The sequence below is a fragment of the Litorivita sp. NS0012-18 genome, assembly GCF_040371945.1.
GTDB lineage: Bacteria > Pseudomonadota > Alphaproteobacteria > Rhodobacterales > Rhodobacteraceae > Litorivita.
On sequence record NZ_BAABWS010000002.1, the window covers coordinates 254,604 to 271,329 of the forward strand.

General features: G+C 62.7%; 9 protein-coding genes and 1 pseudogene. 7 read left to right on the top strand and 3 right to left on the bottom strand.

All coding sequences use genetic code 11. The features are described from left to right. Nucleotides 1–4: 4 nt before the first annotated feature. From ABWV64_RS10915 to cysG, 5 genes and pseudogenes are all read left to right on the top strand, one after another. A complete protein-coding gene (locus ABWV64_RS10915; protein WP_353345109.1) occupies nt 5–1,684 on the top strand; it encodes an ABC transporter ATP-binding protein in 1,680 nt (559 codons plus the stop codon). Then, a pseudogene (locus ABWV64_RS10920) lies at nt 1,684–2,925 on the top strand (NAD(P)/FAD-dependent oxidoreductase); the annotation flags it as partial. The gene ABWV64_RS10915 and the pseudogene ABWV64_RS10920, both read left to right, overlap by 1 nt. Nucleotides 2,926–2,982: 57 nt before the next feature. Then, a complete protein-coding gene (locus ABWV64_RS10925) occupies nt 2,983–5,637 on the top strand; it encodes a nitrate reductase (protein WP_353345111.1) in 2,655 nt (884 codons plus the stop codon). Continuing rightward, entirely contained in the window at nt 5,634–6,638 is a 1,005-nt protein-coding gene (locus tag ABWV64_RS10930; RefSeq protein ID WP_353345113.1) for a glycosyl transferase family protein, read from the top strand. The genes ABWV64_RS10925 and ABWV64_RS10930 overlap by 4 nt, the downstream gene beginning before the upstream one ends. After that, nucleotides 6,635–8,020, top strand: a complete 1,386-nt coding sequence (gene cysG / locus ABWV64_RS10935; RefSeq protein ID WP_353345115.1) for a siroheme synthase CysG — start codon at nt 6,635–6,637, stop codon at nt 8,018–8,020. Before ABWV64_RS10930 ends, cysG begins: the two co-directional genes overlap by 4 nt. Here cysG and ABWV64_RS10940 read toward each other — a convergent pair. The 3 genes from ABWV64_RS10940 to ABWV64_RS10950 all read right to left on the bottom strand — a co-directional run bounded on the left by ABWV64_RS10940 (nt 8,017) and on the right by ABWV64_RS10950 (nt 10,740). Further along, nucleotides 8,017–8,799, bottom strand: coding sequence for an ABC transporter permease (locus ABWV64_RS10940; protein WP_353345925.1), 783 nt, complete (start codon nt 8,797–8,799; stop codon nt 8,017–8,019). The genes cysG and ABWV64_RS10940 overlap by 4 nt on opposite strands. A gap of 97 nt (nt 8,800–8,896) precedes the next feature. After that, on the bottom strand, nt 8,897–9,664 hold the full coding sequence (locus tag ABWV64_RS10945) for an ABC transporter ATP-binding protein (RefSeq protein WP_353345117.1): 768 nt from the start codon (nt 9,662–9,664) through the stop codon (nt 8,897–8,899). 74 nt (nt 9,665–9,738) lie between these two features. Further along, nucleotides 9,739–10,740 carry an ABC transporter substrate-binding protein gene (locus ABWV64_RS10950; protein ID WP_353345119.1) on the bottom strand — a complete coding sequence of 334 codons (1,002 nt, stop codon included), beginning with the start codon at nt 10,738–10,740 and terminating at the stop codon, nt 9,739–9,741. Nucleotides 10,741–11,219: 479 nt separating this feature from the next. Here ABWV64_RS10950 and ABWV64_RS10955 point away from each other — a divergent pair, with 479 nt between their 5' ends. Beyond that, nucleotides 11,220–15,254 (top strand): Ig-like domain-containing protein, encoded by a 4,035-nt coding sequence (locus ABWV64_RS10955; RefSeq protein WP_353345927.1) that lies wholly within the window; start codon nt 11,220–11,222, stop codon nt 15,252–15,254. 93 nt (nt 15,255–15,347) lie between these two features. Continuing rightward, nucleotides 15,348–16,646 carry a TolC family protein gene (locus tag ABWV64_RS10960; protein ID WP_353345122.1) on the top strand — a complete coding sequence of 433 codons (1,299 nt, stop codon included), beginning with the start codon at nt 15,348–15,350 and terminating at the stop codon, nt 16,644–16,646. Nucleotides 16,647–16,726 lie beyond the last annotated feature (80 nt).

The window sequence follows — 16,726 nt, forward strand, 5'->3', positions numbered from 1 at the left end:
AGATATGAGCTTTCTTAAATTCGATAACGTCTCCAAAGGCTTCGGCGAAGGCACGCAATACAAACAAGTGCTGTCGGACATCGACCTTGAGGTGCCGGAGGGTGAGTTTCTCGCCATTCTCGGCTTCTCGGGTACGGGTAAATCCACGCTGATGAATATGGTGGCGGGGTTGGAAAAACCCACCAAAGGCACCGTGACCTTCAAAGGCAAGCAAATCGATGGCCCGGGGCCGGAGCGCGGATTGGTGTTTCAATCCTACTCGCTGATGCCGTGGCTGACGGTGTCGGGCAATATCGGCCTTGCCGTCGATGCGGTGGCGCCGAAAATCTCCAAAAAGGCCAAACAGGAAAAGATCGACCATTACATCAAAATGGTCGGCCTGAGCCACGCGGCGCAGCGCCGTCCGGCGGAATTGTCGGGTGGGATGCGCCAACGGGTTGCCGTGGCGCGTGCGCTGGCCCTGTCGCCGGAACTGTTGCTGCTCGACGAGCCGCTTTCGGCGCTCGATGCTTTGACCCGCGCCAATCTGGCCGACGAGATTTTGCAAATCTGGGAAGAGGACAAAAAGACCGTCATCCTCATCACCAATGATGTGGACGAGGCGATCATTCTGGCCGACCGGATTATCCCGCTCAATCCCGACGGCACTTTGGGAGAGGCGTTCAAGGTCGACATCCCGCGCCCGCGTGACCGGATGGCGATGAACCATGACGAGGGGTTCAAGAAGCTGCGCGCGCAGGTGACCAACTATCTGATGGATGTGGGGATCGACGCCAAAGCCGAAGAAAGCCGCGCCTTGCCCAATGTCACGCCGATCCACGGGGTGCCTGCGGCGGTGGCCAAGGCCCAAGAGGGGATGATCGACAATAATTTCCTCGATTTCTCGCAGCTTCACAAAATCTACCCAACGCCCAAAGGCCCGCTTACCGTGGTCGAGGATTTCAATCTCAAGCTCAATCGCGGCGAGTTTATCTCGCTGATCGGGCATTCGGGTTGCGGCAAATCCACGGTTCTGACCATGGCAGCGGGGCTAAATTCGATCTCCAAAGGGGTGATCCGCCTTGATGGCCGCGCCGTGATGGGCGCCGATCCCGAACGCGCCGTGGTGTTCCAATCGCCCTCCTTGTTCCCGTGGCTGACCGCGCGGGAAAACTGCTCGATCGGGGTGGACCGCGTCTATCCGACCGCCAGCCGCGCCGAGCGCCAAGATGTGGTGGAATACTACCTCGAGCGCGTCGGATTGGCCGATGCCATGGACAGCACCGCCGCCGATATGTCCAACGGGATGAAGCAACGGGTCGGCATTGCCCGCGCCTTTGCTTTGTCGCCCAAACTGCTGCTTCTGGATGAGCCTTTCGGCATGCTCGACAGCCTCACCCGCTGGGAGCTTCAAGAGGTCTTGATGGAGGTTTGGTCGCGTACCAAAGTGACCGCCGTTTGCGTCACCCACGATGTGGACGAGGCGATCCTTCTGGCGGACCGCGTGGTGATGATGACCAACGGCCCGCAAGCCACCATCGGCAAGATCGTCGATGTGGATCTGCCGCGTCCGCGCACCCGCAAGGCGCTGCTTGAGCATCCCGATTACTATACCTACCGCCAAGAGGTGCTTGATTTCCTTGAGGAATACGAGCATGGCGCGAAACCGGCCAAAAAAGCCGCCTCCAAAGAGGATGCCGCGTAATGGCCCAGCGTTTGGTGATCATAGGCGCGGGCATGGCAGCGGGGCGGCTGGTTGAACGGCTCAGCCTCGATCATGCGGGCGCCTATGACATCACGCTGTTTAATGCCGAGCCGCGCGGCACCTATAATCGCATCATGCTCTCACCGGTTCTGTCGGGCGAGAAGAGCTACGCCGAGATCGTCACCCATGATGAGGCATGGTATAGCGCGCATGGCGTGACTTGCCGCTTTGGCGAGCAGGTGACGGGCATTGATGTGGGCGCGAAAACCGTCACCGGCGCGAACGGCGCGGTGCCCTATGACCGTTTGGTGATCGCCACCGGATCGTCGCCCTTTATCATCCCCTTGCCGGGGCGTGATCTGGAGGGCGTGATTGCCTACCGCGATCTCGAAGACACCCATGCGATGATCGCAGCCGCCGAAAAACCGCAGGCCAAAGCCGTCGTGATTGGTGGCGGGCTGTTGGGCCTTGAGGCCGCAGCAGGCCTTGCCGCGCGCGGTATGCAGGTCACGGTGGTGCACCTCATGGGCCATCTGATGGAGCGGCAATTGGACGAGGCGGCGGGGTTCTTGCTGCGCAAGGCGCTCACCGATCGCGGGATCAAGGTGATCTGCGGCGCCAACTCGCGCGAGATTTTGGGCGAGAATGGCCATGTGCGGGCCTTGGCCCTCGAAGACGGGCGCGAATTGCCCTGTGATCTTCTGGTCATGGCTGTGGGCATCCGCCCCAACACCGGCCTTGCCGTCAAAGCGGGTATCGAGGTCGCGCGCGGCATCGTTGTCGACGACCAGATGCGCACCAATCTGCCCGACGTATATGGCCTTGGCGAATGCGTCGAACATGGCGGCGCGCTTTTCGGCCTTGTTGCGCCGCTCTATGACCAAGCCGAGGTTCTGGCCACCCATCTGACCGGCGGGCAGGCGGCTTTTGCGCCCAAAGAGGTCTCGACCAAGCTCAAGGTCACGGGATGCGATCTGTTTTCCGCAGGCGATTTTGCCGCTGGCGAGGCGCGCGAGGAGATTACCCTGCGCGACCCGAAGGGCGGCAACTACAAGCGCCTTGTTCTGGAGCAAAACCGCCTTGTCGGCGCGGTGATGTATGGCGACACCAATGATAGCAACTGGTTCTTTACCTTGATCCAAAGCGGCGCGGATGTCAGCGCGATGCGCGAGCAATTGCTTTTCGGCCCCGCGCATGAGGGGGCGCCGCCCCTTGAACCCTATGGCGGGCGGTGCAGTTTGACGGGATAATCCCGCCGCGCGCATCCCCAGCAACCCCAAGTCACAAGAGGCAGCAACATGGCGGGCAAAACATCGCAAAACCGCGCAAAGATCACCTGCACCACATGCCCCTATTGCGGCGTGGGCTGCGGGGTTCTGGCAGGCCAAGACGGTTCGATCAAAGGCGATCCCGACCATCCGGCGAACTTCGGGCGCCTTTGCTCCAAAGGCTCGGCCTTGGGCGAAACCGTCGATCTGGAGGGGCGTTTGCTGCATCCGGTGGTGCACGGCAAACAGGCGGATTGGGATAGCACTCTTGATCTGGTCGCCGGACAGTTTTCGCGCGCAATCCGCGAGCATGGTCCTGATAGCGTTGCCTTTTATGTCTCGGGGCAATTGCTGACCGAAGACTATTACGTCGCCAATAAACTGATGAAGGGCTATATCGGCTCGGCCAATATCGACACCAATTCGCGGCTGTGCATGGCCTCCTCGGTGGCGGGGCACAAACGCGCGTTTGGCACCGATACCGTGCCCGGAACCTATGAGGATCTCGACGAGGCGGATTTGGTCGTGCTCACCGGATCAAACCTCGCGTGGTGCCATCCGGTTTTGTATCAACGCCTCGTTGCCGCCAAACAGGCCCGCCCCGAGATGCGCGTCGTCAACATCGACCCGCGCCGCACCGCGACCTGCGATATCGCCGATTTGCATCTGGCGATTGCGCCCGATGGCGACGCGGCGCTGTTCAATGCGCTCTTGGCCGAAATTGCACGGCGCGGCGCGCAGGATGAGGCCTATGTCGACGCCCATGTGAACGGGTTTGAGGCCGCCGTCGAGGCCGCCCGCGCCAGCGATCCCGCGCTCAGCGGTTTGAGCCAAGACGAGATCACCGCCTTTTGCGAGATGTGGATCGACACGCCCAAAGTGGTCACCGTCTATAGCCAAGGGGTCAATCAATCGGTCTGCGGCACTGATAAGGTCAATGCCATCCTCAATTGCCACCTTGCCACGGGCCGGATCGGCCGCGCGGGCATGGGGCCGTTTTCCGTCACCGGACAGCCCAACGCCATGGGCGGGCGAGAGGTTGGCGGTTTGGCCAATATGCTCGGCTGGCACCTTGATATCGAAAACGCCGATCACCGCGCCGCCGTGCAACAGGCATGGGACAGCCCGACGATGTGCACCCAAGCGGGGCTCAAGGCCGTGGACCTCTTCGATGCCTGCGCCTCGGGCAAGATCAAGGCGCTTTGGATCATTTCGACCAATCCCGCCGTCTCCTTGCCCGATGCGGGCAAGGTGGCCGAAGCGATCAAGACCGTGCCCTTCACGGTGGTCACCGACATCATGGCCCGCACCGATACCGGCGATTTGGCCGATGTCTTGCTGCCCGCCACGGGATGGGGCGAAAAATCCGGCACAGTGACCAACTCCGAGCGCCGCATTTCGCGCCAAAGACCCTTTATGCAGGCCCCCGGATCGGCGCGGCCCGATTGGAAAATCCTGTGCGATGTGGCCGCGCGCATGGGCTGGGCGGATGCGTTTGATTATGCTGGCCCCGCCGATGTGTTTCGCGAATATGCCGCCCTCTCCGCGCTTGGCACGCAGTTTGGGCGCGATTTTGATATCTCGGGGCTGGGGGATCTGTCCGAGGCCGAATATGATGCATTGGCCCCCGTGCAATGGCCGGTGAAATGGCCGGTGCGCAAGGGCGAGCCGAGCGGCGGGCGCTTCTTTGCGAAGGGCGGGTTCTATCACGCCGACGGGCGCGCCAAAATGTTGCCGATCACCGCGCCGCAAGTCGCCGCCGCGCCTGCCGACTACCCGTTTGTGCTTAACTCCGGCCGCGTGCGCGATCATTGGCACACGATGACACGCACCGGAAAATCCGCGCGTCTGAGCCAGCATCTGGCCGAACCCTTTGCTCAAATCCATCCCGAAGATGCCTTTGCCCTTGGGGTGCGCGAGGCAGGGTTGGTCACGCTGACCTCGCCCTACGGCACCGCGACGCTGCGCGCCCTGATCACCTCCAAAGTGGCGCGCGGCGAGATCTTCGTGCCGATGCATTGGACCGCACAATTCGCGCCTTCGGGGCTCGTCAACCCGCTGATCGGCCCTGCGGTCGATCCGGTCTCGGGCCAGCCCGCGACCAAAGGCGGCGCGGTGCGGGCCGAAGCCTTTGGCGCCGGATGGTATGCTTTCATCGCCGCGCGCGGCGCGATTGATTGCAAACGCCCCTATGTGGCCAAAGCCCGAACCACCACCGGATGGCAGGCCGAAATCGCCGGTTTCAAAACGCCCAAAGATTGGGAACAGGAATTGCGCGATATCACGGGGCTGTCTGCGGCCGATGCAACCGTTATTGAAGACAGCGCCAGCGGCATCGCCCGTATCGCCCTGACCGACGCCGATGGCACCATTGCCGCGCTGCTGTTTGCCGCGCCCGATCCGGTTGCCGTGGCGCGCGCCTTTGCGGTCTCGCTCATCGGCACGCAAACCCCCGCTTTCGAAGCGCTCGCAGGCCGCCCGGGCGCGGATCGTCCCGATCCGGGCGCAGTGGTATGTTCGTGTTTCAATGTCGGCGTGAATACGCTAAAATCGGCCATCGCCGAGGGCGCCAATACGGTTGACGCTTTGGGCGCGAAAACCTGCGCGGGCACCAATTGCGGATCATGCAAACCGGAACTGGCCGCGCTATTGGCCAACCAACTGTCGAAAGTCGCCGCTGAATGAGCCTTGCGCCTTATGTTCGAATTCTGGGCCGCGGCCCTGGCCGTGCCCGATCGCTGGAGCGCGCCGAGGCCGCCGAGGCCATGCGCATTATTCTGGCCGCAGAGGCCGCGCCGGAGGCTTTGGGCGCGCTGTTGATGTTGATGCGCTATCGCGGCGAGAGCGCGGGCGAGATCGCCGGATTTGTCGATGCCGTGGGCGAGCGGTTGTCGGGGCGCGGGTGGCGCGGCATTGGCGCGGCGCTCGATTGGCCAAGCTTTGCCGCGGGGCGCACCCGCGGCGCGCCTTTGTTCGTTCTATCGGCCAAATTGGTGGCGCAAGCGGGATACCCCGTGCATTTGCACGGCTATAATTCGCATCAAGGCACCAATGCCTCGGTGCGCGATGCGCTTGGCCCCTTGGGGATCAAAACCTGCGAGACGCCGGAGGCGGCAAAAGCCGCCCTTGCCGAAGAGCGCATCGCCTACACGCCGCTCGAAGCGCTCTCGCCAGAGGTTTTCGATCTGTTGAAATTGCGGGCAAAATTCAACCTGCGTTCCTGCGTCAACACGGTTGCGCGGATGATGAATCCCTCGGCGGCCCCTGCGGCGGTCCAAGGCGTGTTCCATCCCTCCTACCGTGATCTGCAATCGGATGCCTCGCTTTTGCTCGGGCGGCAGACGCTCAGCGTGATCAAGGGCGGCGGCGGCGAATTTGAGCGCCATCCGTCCAAAGAGGTGCTCGCCTATGGTCTGCGCGCGGGCGTCAAGACCGAGGTGGCCGCGCCCCCCTTGATGGATGAGACGCGCCGCTTACATGAGGCGGAGGCGCCGGACATCACCCCCGCCGCGCTTTGGTCGGGTGCGCAAGAGGATGAGTTTGCCGCCGCGACGGTGATTGGCACGGCGGGGCTTGCGCTTTATACGCTGGGCGCCGCAGGTGACGTGGCCGGCGCCGATCAATTGGCGGCGCGGCTTTGGGCCGAGCGCAACAAAAGCCATGTGTTGACCGGAGAGAGCGCATGAAAACCTTCCCGATGTTTTTGCAAATGGCCGGACGGCGCGTGGTCATCGCGGGCGGCGGCGAGCAGGCCGCTCAAAAAAGCCGCCTGATGCTCAAGACCGAGGCCGAGATTGTCCTGCTGGCGCAGGGCGAGATCGACGAAGAGCTTGAAGGGCTGGTTGGCGAAGGCCGTATCCGTCTGGATCAATCGCCCATCACAGCCGAGCATTTTCGCGGCGCGGCTTTGGTGTTTATCGCCACCGGTTGCCCTGGCATGGATGCGGCGCTGCATGATCTGTCGCAAGTCGCGGGCGCGCTGACCAATGTGGTGGACCAGCCCGACCTATGCGATGCGATCACCCCCTCGATCGTCGACCGCGATCCGGTGGTTGTGGCCATCGGCACCGAAGGCACCGCTCCGGTGCTCGCTCGCCAGATCAAGACCCGCATGGAAGAAATGCTCGAGCCGCGGCTTGGCGATCTGGCGGCTTTGGTCGGGCGTCTGCGCGGGGCGGCGGCGCACCGGCTTGGCCCGCGCCAGCGGCGCGATTTGTGGCGCTGGGTGTTTTCGGGCGCGCCGCGCGATGCCCATGCGCGCGGGGCCGAACGCGAGGCGGCGGAGCTTATCAAAGCGGCGATCAACACCGGCGAGTTCGCGGCGCCTCAAGCCGCGCCCGTATCGCTGGTTGGCGCGGGGCCAGGCAGCCGCGATTTGATCACCCTGCGCGGGGTGCAGCGTTTGCAAGAGGCCGATATCATCTTTTACGACCGGTTGGTCGATCCGCAATTGCTCGAACTGGCGCGGCGCGACGCCGAGCGGGTGTTTGTCGGCAAGGCCCCTGGCGCGCATAGCTGGCCGCAAGACCGGATCAACGGCGTGCTGGTGTCGGCGGCCAAACAGGGCAAGCGCGTGGTGCGCCTCAAATGCGGCGATCCGGGTGTGTTTGCACGCGGCGCCGAAGAGGCCGAGGCCCTGTCGATGGCGGGCATCCCCTTTGAAATCGTCCCGGGCGTGACAGCGGCCAGCGCGGCGGCGGCGTGCACCGGCAACTTCCTCACCGAGCGCGGCAAGACCGATACTTTGGTTCTGACCACCGGCGCCATGCGCGAGGGCGCGGCCTTGCCCGATTGGGTGTCGCATCTGACCTCGGGCACGCAAATCGGCATCTATATGGGCGTCGGCGCGGCGCAGCAGATTCAAGCCACTTTGGACGGATCGGGTTTTGCCGATGAGGTCGAGGTGCGCATCGTCAGCAAGGCGGGCCATGCGGATCAACGCGCGATCACCTGCGCCGCGCGCGATCTTGCCCGCACCATCCGCGAGGCCGACCTGCCCAATCCGGCGATCATCTTTTTACGCCGCGCGTCAACTGCGGCGGAAGGTCAGGCGGCCAAAGAAGGCTAGATACGCCATTTGAGCAAGCGCCGCTCCAATCGGCCGATGGCAAAGCTCACCGTGACGCCAAGCGCCGAGAGGATCACCACGCCGGCAAAGAGCCGCTCCAGATCATAAAGCGATCCGGCCTCGAGGATATAGGCGCCGATGCCGTATTCCGCCCCGAGCATTTCGGCGGCGACCAAAAGGATGATCCCGATTGCCAGCGAGATGCGCAGCCCCGACAAGATACCCGGAAGCGCGCCAGGCAAGATCACGGAGCGCACAATCGACCACCAGCCATGGTCGAAACTTTGCGCCATGCGCACCCATGTGCGGTCCACATTATCGACCGCCCCATAGGTGGCCACCACCGTCGGGGTGAAGGTGCCAAAGGCGATGAGCGCGTATTTCGACCCTTCGTCGATGCCGAACCAGATGACGAAAAGCGGCAAGAGCGCGATTTTCGGGATCGGAAAAAGCGCCGCGACCAGCGGCACCACTCCGGCCCGCACCCAAGACGACAGGCCGATCAGGATGCCGACCGACACGCCCAAAGACACGCCCAGCACCGAGCCCACCAAAAGCCGCGTGAGCGAGGGGATCATATGCTCGGCCAAAAGGCCCGAGCGGTAAAGCCCGACCAGCGTCGAAAACACATCCGAGGGGCGGGGCAGGGTGAGCGGCGTGATGACCCCCACCCGAGTGCCCCATTCCGCCAAGCCGATCAGCAGCACAAACACCAAAATCCCGATGCCGCGGATCGGGGAGGGGGCAAAGCCGCCGCCGCGAAACCGGACCTGAGCCATCGGGGCGCTGGCTTGCGGGGAGGAGGCTTGCGGGGAGGAGGCTTGTGGGGCGGGGGCCTGACGGGCAGGCGCCTGCGCGGCGGGGGCGGGGGCGCGATCAGACATGCAAAAGCTCCGCATCGGCGGCGGCGGCCTCATCGCGCATCAATTGCCATAGACGCGTTTCGGCCTCGATCAGCTCGGGATCATCATAGCGGCGCGCGCCCAGCGGCGTTTCGATTTCAACCACCTCGCGGATTTTGCCAGGGCGGCGCGACAGCACCACGATTTTATGGCCCAGCCGCACGGCTTCGGCGAGGTTATGGGTGACGTAAACGGCGGTGAAGGGCGTGCGCGTCCAAAGCGCGATCAGATCATCCATCAGCAATTCGCGCGTCTGGCTGTCGAGCGCCGAGAGCGGCTCGTCCATCAGCATCACCGCAGGGCGCACGGCCAAGGCGCGGGCAATGGCAACGCGCTGTTTCATGCCGCCCGAGATTTGTTTGGGCAAGGCATCGGCAAAATCGGTCAGCTTGGTGCGGGCCAGAACATCGGCGATGATGGCGTCTTCGCGGGCGCGCTCCAACCCGTGCGGGGCAAGGGCAAAGGCGACATTGCCGCGCACCGAGCGCCACGGCAGCAGGGCAAAATCCTGAAACACGTAAGTCAGCGGGTTCAGGCATCCCTCCGGCGGCGTGCCGACTTGCAGCACCGCGCCGCGGGTGGGTTGCTCCAGCCCGCCGATAAACCGCAAAAGCGTGGATTTCCCGCAGCCCGACGGCCCGACGATGCAAACGATCTGCCCCGCCGGAATATCAAGCGAGATATCCGAGAGCACCTCGGTCGTCCCGTAGGAATGGTGAATGCCATCGAGGCGAAGATCCATGCGCGGCCTGCTTTGAAGTCAGAGAAAACGCGCGCCGATGGAAACCGGCGCGCGCGAAAAAGGCGACCCCGCGATCACAGGGTCTTGACGTAGCTCGTATCGATCAAGGTCTCCAGCGCCACATCAGGCACCAGATTTTCGGATTTGAACCAATCAAGCTGATCCTTGATCGAGGCGACGTTCAACGCCGCGCCCGCGTTGATCCGCATCGCGCCATTGGCGATGGATTTCGCCGCCGCCTCGCGCGGTTTGTCGGTATAGACATATTTGTGGATCAGATCGATCATCGCATCGGCCTCGCCGCTGGTTTTATCCACGAGGGCGGCGTTGAAATCCGCGCCGCCTTGGGAAAACCCTGCGAGGAAAGCGGCGGTCATGTCGCGCTCATCCGCGGCGTTCTTGGCCGAGGTAAAGGTCGTCGTGACCTGATAGTCGGGGATGTAATCGGAGACATTGCCGATGATATGCACCGCGCCCGATCCGGCGAGAGGTTTGGCGATATGCGGCACGATGGACCACGCGTCGATCTGCCCCGATTTGAGCGCACCGATGATGGCGCCGACCTTTTGCAGTGGCTTGAATTTGAGCGTGATGCCTTCCTTGGCCGCGATTTTCGATCCCATGTAGTGGAAGGAGGATCCGGCGGTGCTCATGCCAAAGCTCTTGCCGTCCAGCATCGCGGGCGAGGTGGCACCGGCTTGAAACGCCGCATCGGAGACAAGGATCTTTTGCCCGTCGATGCCCGCCTCTTCACTCAGCGCGCCGCCGATCACCTTGATCGCGCCCTTATCGGCCAAGGAGACCAATCCGCCCGATACGGCCGTGACGGCGTAATCCACATCGCCCGAGGCAATCGCCACGGCCATGGGCTGCGCGGCTTGGAAGAACTTGAGCTCCACGTCCAATCCGGCATCTTTGAAATAGCCGCGCTCCAGCGCGACGAAACTGGCGGCGTGGCTGGTAAAACGCAGCGCGCCGACGGTGATTTTGCGGTTCGATGCCAAAGCCGGCGCAGCAAGTCCGGCCCCCGCAGCAGCCATCAGGCCAAGCGCATGGCGGCGTGTCAGATGTGTCATGTTGTCCTCCGTTATATCCCGCCATGATTTGCACCCGCCGGATTTGGCCGCATGCGGCCCGCCAGCGCCGAAAATTCGGGCAAGATCATAGCTCCCTATGCCCAGACTGCCCCTTGCTCTGCCCTTGCGCAAGTCCGCAGCACTACGGTGCCTTGACATCGGCGAAATCATCTGGGTTTCCCTAGGGGGAGCGGCAGGTGCAACTGCGGCGGTTTGTCGCACCCTGTCGGGTATTTTGCGCCGCTCCATCGTGTGAAACCCACGGCCACGCGGAAAAACCAAGTAATTTCCCCAAGGTAAGCTTTGTCGCAAAAAGTTAACGCGTTCTGCCTCCGATTCCTAAATCTGCCCGTGTTTCCATCATTTTGCGGCGAATCGGAAAAAAGACACTAGCGATTGTGGCGAAAACAAGGTAATTCTTGCGCAAGGAAACAAAACAACGCAGTCTAGACGTTGTTAAAGAGGTGGCGGTGGTATTTATGAAGGCGATCGATTTCGTCGTCCGTGATGGTATGGGCGCAGTTCAGCGTGGTGAAGTTCAGGAGCGCGGCTCCATCACCAAGATTGATGCAGGTCTCGACAAGGAGATCTCTCTCAACGTCCGCCAGATGGACTTGAAGGGCTATGTGCGCGAGGGCTCGAACCTCGAGATCACATTGGCGGATGGCCGCACCATCATTCTCGAAAATTACTTTGGCGAGGGCGGCGAACCTGCCGCGCGCCTCTTCATCAGCGCTGACGGCTACCTCAACGAGGTTGACCTTGTTCAGGGCGCGGATGGCGTTTTTTATGCGCAATACGGTCCGACCGAAATGTGGGGCAAATGGAGCCCCTCCGATGATCTGATTTTCCTGTCGGGCAACGAGGGCACGGTGATCGGGCCGGAAGGCAATGATGTGTCGATGCTTGGCGCGGGCTTGCTGGGTGCTCCGGCGCTTTGGGGCGGCGCGGCGGCTGCGGCTGCGGGTGTTGGTGCGGCGGTGATCGGCGGCGGCGATGGCGGCGCGGATGCGCCTGCGCGCATTGATCCGACCGTGGATCAGCAAGGCGAATTGCCCGCGATTGGCGGCGACGGTGTCGAGGACCCGTCGATCGAGATTACCGGCACCGCAGAGCCTGGATCCGAAGTGATTGTTACCATTGGTGAGGAAGAGGTCACCACGACCTCCGGCTCCGATGGCACATGGGGTGTGGTCTTCGAGGGCGATGATTTCCCCGAGGATGGCACCTATGACGTGGGCGTTGTCGTGATCGAGCCGGATGGCACCGAAACCGACCTTGGCGGTCCGGTTGTTGTGATCGACATGACGCCGCCCGCATTGGAGTTCACCACCGGCACCACATCCACCGGCGAGATCATCAATGCAGAAGAGCACCAAGCGGGCACCGTGATCGGCGGCACCGGCGAGGCGGGATCGACCCTTGATATTACCGTGGATGGCGCATCGCAAACCACCACCGTGGGCGAGGATGGCACATGGAGCGTGATCTTCACCGCCGATGAAATCGCAGGCGGCGAATATGAGGCGGATGTGACCGTGGTCGCGACCGATGCTCTTGGGAATTCAGCCACTTACACCGATACGCTGACCATCGACACTTTGCCCGATACGGTCACCATCGACACCGAAGGCTTTGAGGGTGACGGCACGCTCAACCTTGCCGAAATGGATGACGGCATTCAGGTCACCGGCACCTCCAATCCGGGCGTGACGGTCACCGTGACGCTTGAAGGCGTCGAGCAACAGGTCGTCACCGGCGAGGACGGCACATGGAGCGCAACCTTTGATGCCTCGACCTTGCCCGAGGGCGAATATGACGCCTCGGTCACCGCGACCACCGTGGATGCGGCGGGCAACAGCTTTACCTCCACCGGCAGCTTGCATGTGGACACGGTATCGAGCGTCTCCTTCGACAGCGCGCCGATTGCCGGCGACAATATCGTCAACGAGAGCGAAGCCGCGGGCGCCGTAGCCGTTTCGGGCACAACACAGCCCGGATCGACGGTGGTTGTCTCCTTTGGCGGCAGCTCCTTCCCCGCGCAGGTCGCGGCGGATGGCACATGGACGCTCAGCCTGCCTGCGGGCAGCTTCGTGGCGGGCGAATATGATGTCGATATGACCGTGACGGCGACAGACGGGGCGGGCAACACCTCCTCGGCGACGCGCACCGTGACCATCGATACCGAAACCTCGGTGAGCATCGACGGCGGCCTTGCGGGCGGCGATGATCTGCTCAATGCGGTCGAAGCGCCCAACGGCGTGACCCTCACCGGCACGGCCCAACCGGGTGCGAGCGTCGAGGTGAGCTTTGGCGAGGCGGTCCATACTGTCATCGCGGGCGCGAACGGCACATGGAGCAGCACCTTTACCGCCGCCGAAGTGCCCGAAGGCGCCTATACCGCCACGATGACCGCCACGGCCACCGATCCGGCAGGCAATACTTCGACCACCAGCAGCACCATGCAAGTGGATACCAAAGCCTTTGTGGCCTTTGCGCCGACACCGGTCGAGGGCGACAATGTGGTCAACCACGCCGAGGCCGCCGATGGTGTGGTCCTGTCGGGCTCCACCGAGCCGGGGTCGAGCGTGACCATCACTTTGGGCAGCGTCAGCCGCCCCGCGACTGTCGATGCCTATGGCAACTGGACCGTGCAATTTGCCGCCTCCGACCTTCCGTCGGGCGAGCATAGCACCACCATCACCGCCACGGCGGTCGATACCTCGGGCAATACTTCCAGCGCCACCAACGAGATCGAGATCGACACATTGGTGCGCGATTTCCAAATCACCTCGACCCCTGGCGGCGAGGATGGCGTGATCAACGCCGAAGAGGCCGCGCAGGGGCTTGTTCTCACCGGCGTGACCGAGCAGGGATCGAGCGTTGTTGTCCAGCTGGGCCAGCAAAGCGTCGATGCGGTTGTCGCCTCGGACGGCACATGGACCGCGACCTTCTCGGCGGCGCAATTGGGCAGCGGTGAATACACCACCACGATGACCGCCACCGCCACCGATGCGGCGGGCAACGTCGCCACCACCACCGACACGGTGCGCGTGGATACCGATGCGGGGTCTTTGGCGCTGAGCAGCCTGCCGATCGAAGCCGACGATGTGATCAACTTCAACGAGGCGGCCGATGGCGTGACCATCATGGGCACCTCGGATGCGGGCAATGTTGTGCAAGTCTCGCTGGGCGGCGTGACCCATTCGGTCGTCACCGGCGCCGATGGCACATGGTCCTCGCTCTTTGCCAATAGCGAAATCCCCCAAGGCACCTATGACGCCACCATCACCGCATCGACCACCGATGCCGCTGGCAACAGCCGCTCGGTCACCGATACGGTCCATGTCGATACGGCCGTCGATAATCTGACCATCTCGCTGGCGCCGATTGCGGGCGAGGGCGTGATCAATGCCGAAGAGGCCGCCGCTGGCTTTGATGTCGAAGGCACGGTCGAAGCGGGTTCGATTGTCAACGTCACCATCGGCACCGTCACCCGCAGCGCCACCGTCGACGCGCAGGGCAACTGGACCGCGCATTTCCAATCGGGCGACATTCCGGCGGGCGAATACACCGCCGACATCACCGTCAGCGTTACCGATGCGGCAGGCAATACCGCCACCGCGACCGATACGGTCGAGGTCGACACTTTGGTCAATACGCTCACCAACGCGCAAGACGTCACCTCCGGCGATGGCACGGTGAACGCGGCCGAGGCGCGCAATGGCTTTGCCCTTGGCGGTCAGGTCGAGCAAGGCTCCACCGTCGAGATCGAGTTCGGCGGCAAAACCTACAACGCACAGGTGTCGGCCTCGGGCGCATGGTCCTTGACCATTCCGGCGACCGATATCGCCTCGGGCACCTATGATGCGGCCTATACGGTGCGCGCCACGGATGCGGCGGGCAACACCAGCGAACTGGTCGAAAACCTGCATATCGACACCGACCTTCCCGGTGCGGCGGATGTGGCCAGCTACACCCGCGATCACACCGGCCTGCGCGCGATTTCGATCGAGAGCACCGATGACAGCGTATCGATCGCCCATATCGACGATGCGGGCAATATCGCCGAGGTCGGATCGACCTCCTATGATATCCCCGCCTTGGGCGAGACCACCTATGCCTTCGACACCACCGTGCCCGATGGATCGCACCTCGTGCTGACCACCGAAGATGCGGCGGGCAACCAGACCGGCACCTTCCTTGCGGTGGACGATCCGTCGACCTCGATTGTCGATCTGAGCTCTGGCAACCTTGGTGATTACCAGATCGAAACCATCGATCTGCAATTCGCCGAAGACAGCCAAGTCACCCTCTCCGAAGCGCAGCTTTTGAACCTGTCGTCGAACTCCGACGCGGTTGTGATCAAAGGCGGCACCGACGATACGGTCACCATCAACGGCGCGGTCAACACCGGCCAGACCCAAGACATCGATGGCGAAAGCCATACGGTTTATACCCTCGGCGAGAACGGGGTTTTGATTATCGACGACGATATTACCGTCGTCATCTAAAGTGACGAGTAGCAGGGGCGCGGCAACGACCGCGCCTCTTTAAAACAATCAATACAAGCACCGGAACAGGGGCGATTGATGAGGCATAGGGCATTGAAAAGCACCGTTAGCGGTGCGCTTTTCGCATTTTTACTCTCCGGCTGCGTGATGCAGGACGGCGAGGCAAACGGGACGGCCACCATGATGGCCACCCACAAACCCAAAATGACCGCACGCGAGAAGGAAAGCGCCAACAGCGCAGTGATTTCCGCCTTGCAGGCACGGCGCTCGGCGCTGCCCTCGGGCAGCAGCTATGATCAGGTCGCGGCCAATGTGATGGCGGCCTCCTCGCGCAGCGCCGAGGCAGAGCTGCGCTCGGCCCGCCTGCGCGCAGAGGCGCAATCGAAAAACTGGCTTCCCTCTATCGGCCCCAACATCTCGCTCTCTTCCCTCGGGGCGGTTGTTGCGGGTCTGTTGGTCGAGCAGGTGCTCTTTGACAATGGCCGCAAAAAAGCCGAGCGCGATTTTGCCAAAGCCGATGTCGAGGTCGCCGCCGCCAACCTGTCGATCGATACCAATGATCGGGTCTATGAGGCGCTGTCGCTCTATATCGCCGCCGAAGAAGGCCGCGCTACAGCCGCGCTCGCCTCGCGCATCTATGATGATATGAAGCATTTCGAATGGATCATGAACGAGCGCGTCAATGGCGGCGTCTCGGATATGTCCGATCTCAACATCCTGCGCCAGAAGCTGTCGCAAATCCAAAGCGACCATAGCGCCGCCGCCGAAAGCGTCGATGCGGCGCTGGCCGAGCTGAACGCCATGTCGGCGCGCCCGCTTGGCGGGCTTGAGGGACTGTCGCGGGTCAATGTCACCGCCAAGGATGCAAAACCGCTTTCGGTGCTCAAGGCCGAAGCCGAAAAAGAACGCGCCATCGCCTCGGCGAAAATCTCGCGCGCGGGCCATTTGCCTGGCGCCAAGTTGACCGCCACGGCGGGCAGCGGCGGCTCGGGCGTCAAGCCCAGCATCTCGGTCGGCTCCGACAACCTGCTTGGCCTTGGCACGGGCGCGACGCTCAAGGCGATTGCCGCCGAAAAAGAAGCCGCAGAGCGCCGCGTGGCGCAGGCCAATGAAGATGCCAACCGCAGCCTGCGCGCGCTTGAACAACGTCTCGCCGCCCAAGACCGCCAAGCCGCCGAGGCCGCCGCGATGACGGCGCAGGCCAAGGCCAATCTGGATCTCTTCCAAGAGCAATACCAAGCGGGTCAAAGACAGGTGATGGATGTCGTCGGCGTCTATGAAACCTTTGCCGCACAACAAAAAAACCAAGTGGGCTTGAAATATAAGGCCGCGTTGACGCGGCTTGAGATCGCCAAGGAACTCGGCCTTTTGGCAAATGGGGAAGAGATTTGAGCAAGACGCCTATCGCCTTTTCGGTCACTAAGGGCGGCAAGACCGTCAAACCCGTGGCCAAACCCGCGGCGGCGTCCGCA

Coding starts and splice junctions, on each gene's coding strand:
- ABWV64_RS10925 (WP_353345111.1), top strand. CDS start 2,983: ATGGCGGGCAAAACATCGCAAAACCGCGCAAAGATCACCTGCACCACA.
- ABWV64_RS10930 (WP_353345113.1), top strand. CDS start 5,634: ATGAGCCTTGCGCCTTATGTTCGAATTCTGGGCCGCGGCCCTGGCCGT.
- ABWV64_RS10915 (WP_353345109.1), top strand. CDS start 5: ATGAGCTTTCTTAAATTCGATAACGTCTCCAAAGGCTTCGGCGAAGGC.
- cysG (WP_353345115.1), top strand. CDS start 6,635: ATGAAAACCTTCCCGATGTTTTTGCAAATGGCCGGACGGCGCGTGGTC.
- ABWV64_RS10950 (WP_353345119.1), bottom strand. CDS start 10,740: ATGACACATCTGACACGCCGCCATGCGCTTGGCCTGATGGCTGCTGCG.
- ABWV64_RS10940 (WP_353345925.1), bottom strand. CDS start 8,799: ATGGCTCAGGTCCGGTTTCGCGGCGGCGGCTTTGCCCCCTCCCCGATC.
- ABWV64_RS10945 (WP_353345117.1), bottom strand. CDS start 9,664: ATGGATCTTCGCCTCGATGGCATTCACCATTCCTACGGGACGACCGAG.
- ABWV64_RS10955 (WP_353345927.1), top strand. CDS start 11,220: ATGAAGGCGATCGATTTCGTCGTCCGTGATGGTATGGGCGCAGTTCAG.